The organism is Mycobacterium sp. (assembly GCF_050701675.1).
Taxonomy (GTDB): domain Bacteria; phylum Actinomycetota; class Actinomycetes; order Mycobacteriales; family Mycobacteriaceae; genus Mycobacterium.
Genome location: NZ_JBOGDD010001137.1, coordinates 1 through 4,595 on the forward strand (window position 1 = coordinate 1; position 4,595 = coordinate 4,595).

At 65.7% G+C, this 4,595-nt stretch carries 3 protein-coding genes and 1 pseudogene; 2 read left to right on the forward strand and 2 right to left on the reverse strand.

What is annotated here, in order from left to right:
- Positions 1-548: 548 nt before the first annotated feature.
- The gene (locus ACRDUX_RS35200) at positions 549-1,778 is read right to left on the reverse strand and encodes an acyl-CoA dehydrogenase family protein (protein WP_526421212.1); all 1,230 of its coding nucleotides are present in this window, start codon (positions 1,776-1,778) and stop codon (positions 549-551) included.
- Between the two features lie 302 nt (positions 1,779-2,080).
- Between ACRDUX_RS35200 and ACRDUX_RS35205 the strand changes: the two genes are divergently transcribed.
- Positions 2,081-3,361, forward strand: coding sequence for an NtaA/DmoA family FMN-dependent monooxygenase (locus ACRDUX_RS35205; RefSeq protein ID WP_526421214.1), 1,281 nt, complete (start codon positions 2,081-2,083; stop codon positions 3,359-3,361).
- Between the two features lie 51 nt (positions 3,362-3,412).
- Here the strand turns inward: ACRDUX_RS35205 and ACRDUX_RS35210 are convergent, their stop codons facing one another.
- Positions 3,413-3,904, reverse strand: coding sequence for an LppP/LprE family lipoprotein (locus ACRDUX_RS35210; RefSeq protein WP_526421216.1), 492 nt, complete (start codon positions 3,902-3,904; stop codon positions 3,413-3,415).
- A 383-nt stretch (positions 3,905-4,287) separates the two neighbouring features.
- Between ACRDUX_RS35210 and ACRDUX_RS35215 the strand changes: the two are divergent.
- A pseudogene (locus ACRDUX_RS35215) lies at positions 4,288-4,595 on the forward strand (hypothetical protein); the annotation flags it as partial.

A 4,595-nucleotide genomic window follows, 5' to 3' on the forward strand; every position in this document is an offset into this window, starting at 1 on the left:
CGCCAGCACCGACCGTTGCCAGACCGTCCCCAGGGACGACACGTCGCCGCCCGCGTTGACGCGGGCAGCGATGGTACTGAAGACCTCGCCCACGAGGGCCGTCGGCTGCATGAGCAAAGTCTAGTGCGGCGCCCGCCGGGAGCAATTGCGTTTTCGATTATGGGGTGGAGATCGTGAGGGTCGCGTCGCGGTCCTACTCCGGCGCCGCCCCGCCTCGGACGCATCTCGAGGCGACGACGTCTGGGCCAACACCCCTGTTCATGATGGTTCGGAAACCCGTTTGTAAACGGGAGGATGCCTGGGCACTCTTGCCTTCAAGCTTGGGCGCCAAATGCGAATGTGACTGTAGCTCAATGGGTTACACCGCCAATTCTCCCTAGCGAGCCCGTGCAAGGGTCCATTGAGGAGCATCGAGCGGTTCCGCCTCGACCACGCGCCCGCTCACTCGGAGTCGGGTTCGAAGCCTTCTGCTGGTGCGCTGCGTCCGGCGAGTGTCGGGTAGCCGTGTTGGCCGAGGTCGGACCCCGATGAGGCCGCTGCGAGGAGCGTCAGAAGAACCCATTCTGCGGGGGCGGGGTGCCGTTGACCAATAGCGATCCGACTGCGGTCGCCTTGAGGAACGTCGGGTTGTGTGTCGAGATCGTTCGGATGTTGCGCCAGTGCCGATCGTGGCCGTAGCCCACCTGCGTGGCGGAAGCTCCCCCGACGTCGAGAAGACGTGCTGCGGTGGCGTAGGAGAACCGGTCCACGGCAACCTTGGCCTGAGCCGCCGCGATCTGAGCGCGGTGCGCCGCGTCGGCGTCGAACACACCGTGTGTCTCGCTGTCGGAGGCGTCTTGCAAGGCTTGCGCCGCGGTCAGCACGATTGCTCTTGCCGCGAAGGCATCCGATGCGATCTCCCCGACCACTTGAAGCACCTGCGGGTCTTCGGCGGGAGTCGGATGGTTTGCGTGGCTGAAGTTCCTCGCTCGTCGGCGGGTCAACGCCACCGCGTCGGACTGGACCGCCGCGAGCACTCCGGCGGTGAGCGCCTGCAAGTAGAGCTGATAGAAGCCACCAAAGTAGGTCGGCCGGGTCTCGGCGTCACCAGCCTCGATTCGTTGCGCCTCGACGGCCTGCACGTGCACGTCGTCGAATCGTGTCGGGCCCGTCCCGGTGAGGCGTTGACCGAAGCCGTCCCACTCGTCTTCGACCGTGACACCCGCGCGGCCGACCGGAACCGTGACGCGAAACGACGCCCCGTCGGGGTCGACTGCCTGCACGTTCACCCAGTCGGAGAACAGCGTTCCGGTGGAGTAGAACTTGACGCCGTTGAGCCGGAATCCTCCCCCGCCATCGGGAGCCAGGACGGTGTCCAGATGAGGCGCACCGACCTTGCGTCCGACCGGCAGGCTGTTCTGTTCGCTGACGGCGTTGCCGAAGATGATGCCCTCGGAGACCAAGTCCAGCCACCGCCGTCTGGCGACCGGATCAGGATTGTGCAACTGCTCTTCGACGAACCCGAAGTGCGCCCTGAGGATGTGCGCGACGTTCGAGTCGGCCGCGGCCAGATCGATGACGATGCCGAACAATTCGGGCAGGCTCGCGCCGGAACCACCGTCACCCGTCGGAAGTCTCAGACGCCCGATGCCTGCGTCCCGCAGCCAACGGACCTGATCGTGCGGCAGGATCCGGACCTGCTCGCGCTGCTGTGCGCCGTCGGCAATCTTCTCGAAAAGCTCAGTGAGCGTGTGCGATCCCGGCCTCGTCGGAGCGGACTCGCTGACGGTGCTGGTCACGAGAGGTGAGGGGAAGTAAGAGTGGCCACGACACTGCACGTTAAAACCCCTCGCTCGCGCAGCAGATGGTTTGCACCAACCTGATTCTTTCGGGTCGCCGGCCCCAACCGACCGACCGTCCGCTGCAGTTTTACGATGGCCATCGACCGATGGGAACGCTCACGCTGCACTTATCTGCGGAACCTGCTCAAGCGCAGTGTATTACCGGTGCGACGGACGAACTTCCGGTAGGGGCCGCTCTGAGTCGGGGCCAGATGCAGCGCGAGGGCCGCATCGCGCGATGACGGGTAACTTCACCGGCAATGAGCGCTCTCCCCGACCGGTACATCCACCTCAATGCCAACCTTCTGCCAGGGGCCATCACCGAGCCGGAGACCGGCAAGCATCCCTTCATCGACATCGACGACTATGTCGAGACCGCACGATTGGCGGAATCGGCGGGCTTCGATGCGGTCTTCCTGTCGGACGCATTGGCCGTGCAACCCGACCCGCGCAACGGATGGAACGTCGCGCTGGACCCGTTTACGATCCTGGGCGCCCTGTCGCGGGAGACGACGCACATCGGCCTGGTCGCCACGGCATCAACGACCTACAGCGCGCCGTACGCGCTTGCTCGCGCAGTCCTGTCCATCGACCACATCTCCAACGGCCGGGCTGGCTGGAACGTGATCACCACGATGGACCCGGCCGCATCGAGAAACTTCGGCGTCTCGGCTCATCCCGCCCGAGCAGAGCGTTACCGGCGCGCCACCGAATTCACCACCGTCGTACGCGCGCTGTGGGCGAGCTGGCCGGATGATCTCAGCGCTCACTGGGACATCGATCACCTCGCCCGCCGATCGATCGACCACCACGGAGAGTTCTTCGACGTCGCGGGTCCGATGCAGGTGCCCGCCTCACGGCAAGGACTTCCGGTGTTGTTCCAGGCAGGCGGTTCCGACGACGGAATCGAGGTCGCCGCCACCTTCGTCGACGCGGTGTTCAGCGTGGGCGTCGACGAGGCCGCCTCGCGGATCTATCGAACGAAACTCAACACTCGCTCCCAGCAGTTGCGGGGAACCGATGTCCTGGTGCTGCCCGGATTGGGGGTCGCCATCGGCAGCACCGACGCCGAGGTCGAACGCCTGCTCGCGGACGCCGAGGCAGCCGTCGCGATGCACGACGTCGAGCGCATCGCCGACCGTTACGGACTCACGCCCGAGCGTCTGACGCCATTTCTGGACCGGCCGATGCCCGAAGGCTTGTTGACACTCGACCCCACCGCACTCGGAACGTCTTGGCAGCAGTCGGTGGGTTTCGCCAAGGGCGGCATCGCGTTGGCAGCACGCGAGCGGAACACGTTGCGCCGCTTCATCGCCGTTGGCGGCGGGCTGCACCGACGCTTGTTCGGCACCCCCGAGTCGAATGCCGACGACCTCGTTGGATGGGTCGAGCGCGGCGCCGCCGACGGATTCAATCTGCATGGCTTCGACCTGGCGCCGTTCGTCGCCGAGGTCGTACCCCTGCTTCGTGCCCGCGGCGTACTCAGAACCGAGTACACGGCTTCGACCCTGCGAGATCATCTGGCGCAACGGGTCCAATGAAATTACCCGTACTGCAACGCTTCTCGCGGTCCAGACCGCCAGCGGCGAGTGCTACGAAGGTGGCGGCGGGTCCAGCATCTCGACGCGGTCGCCCTGCCACCGATAGCGCACGCTGGTGACCGCCGCTGGCGCACACGCGTTGCATTCCCCCGGCGTCTTGTAGTCCAGCACCACGGTGTCGTCGGTGGTCCGCGCGGCGTTCAACGACGTGAAGCCGTACGCCTTGGACGTCGCCGTCCCCAGATAGGTGCCGCCGTGGAACATCAGTGCAGTCGTCGGCGAACTGCCCGTCGCTCCTTCCACCGTGACCAGCGCGGTGGACAGCGTCGCACAGGGGTCGAAGTTGCCCTCGAAGGTCCGGGAGTCGGCATTCCATGCCCAGTCGGTTCCCGGGTATGCCGGCAGTGATCTCACGGCGTCGACGACGGCTTCGGAGGCGAGATTCGTTCCGCATCGCGGTGCGGCCGTTGCTGGTCCGCATACCAGACCGGCCCCAACCGCCAGAAACACGCCCACCAGGGGTAGTGCTGCTAGAACCTTCACCCAACCCTCCCTCGATCGTGGCGCCCTCCGTCGTCCGAGCCGGTCCGTCGCAACGGATGAACGTTCTCGACGCCGTACCCGACGATCCACCCTGCGCCCCAGCTTGTCACCCGCGCCCCACCCACACCGCGCGGTCAACCGTTCGCACGGATCACCGATGCGCTGTATGACGGAGGTGGCCTACGGTTGAATCGACCGTGATTAGGCGTTAGGTTTTTCGGGGCTCCAGTCACATTCACTGGGTTTTGGGGCGGCGTCAGGCCCCCTACTTTGTCACTGAATCGGTGCGCTTCGGTGCGCCACGAACGAAACGAGGAGCAGTGGCCAACGGCACGCCAGACGAAGGCGAAGCACCAGTCATTGTCAGTGTCGCCGACGCGGCAATGCACATGTACACCGCGGCGATCGAGTCGCTGCCCGATCCGAGCGACGGGGAGTTTACTTCGCGCGCCGCCGTGGTGCTGAGCGGTCTACGCAAGCTGGAGGCCGCACTGTCGCAGGCAGCAAGTCGCAACCGGACCACGCCGGCCGTCATCGTCGCGCTCAGCGGAGTACGTGCCAGCTACGACGAATTGGCCGAGAGGGCTGCTGACGGACCAGGATCGACGCTCGGTCAGCGGCTCTACCTCACACGCAAGCGCGCCAAGCTGAGCGCGCAGGAGGCTGCCAATGGCGCCGGTCTGCGGCTAGA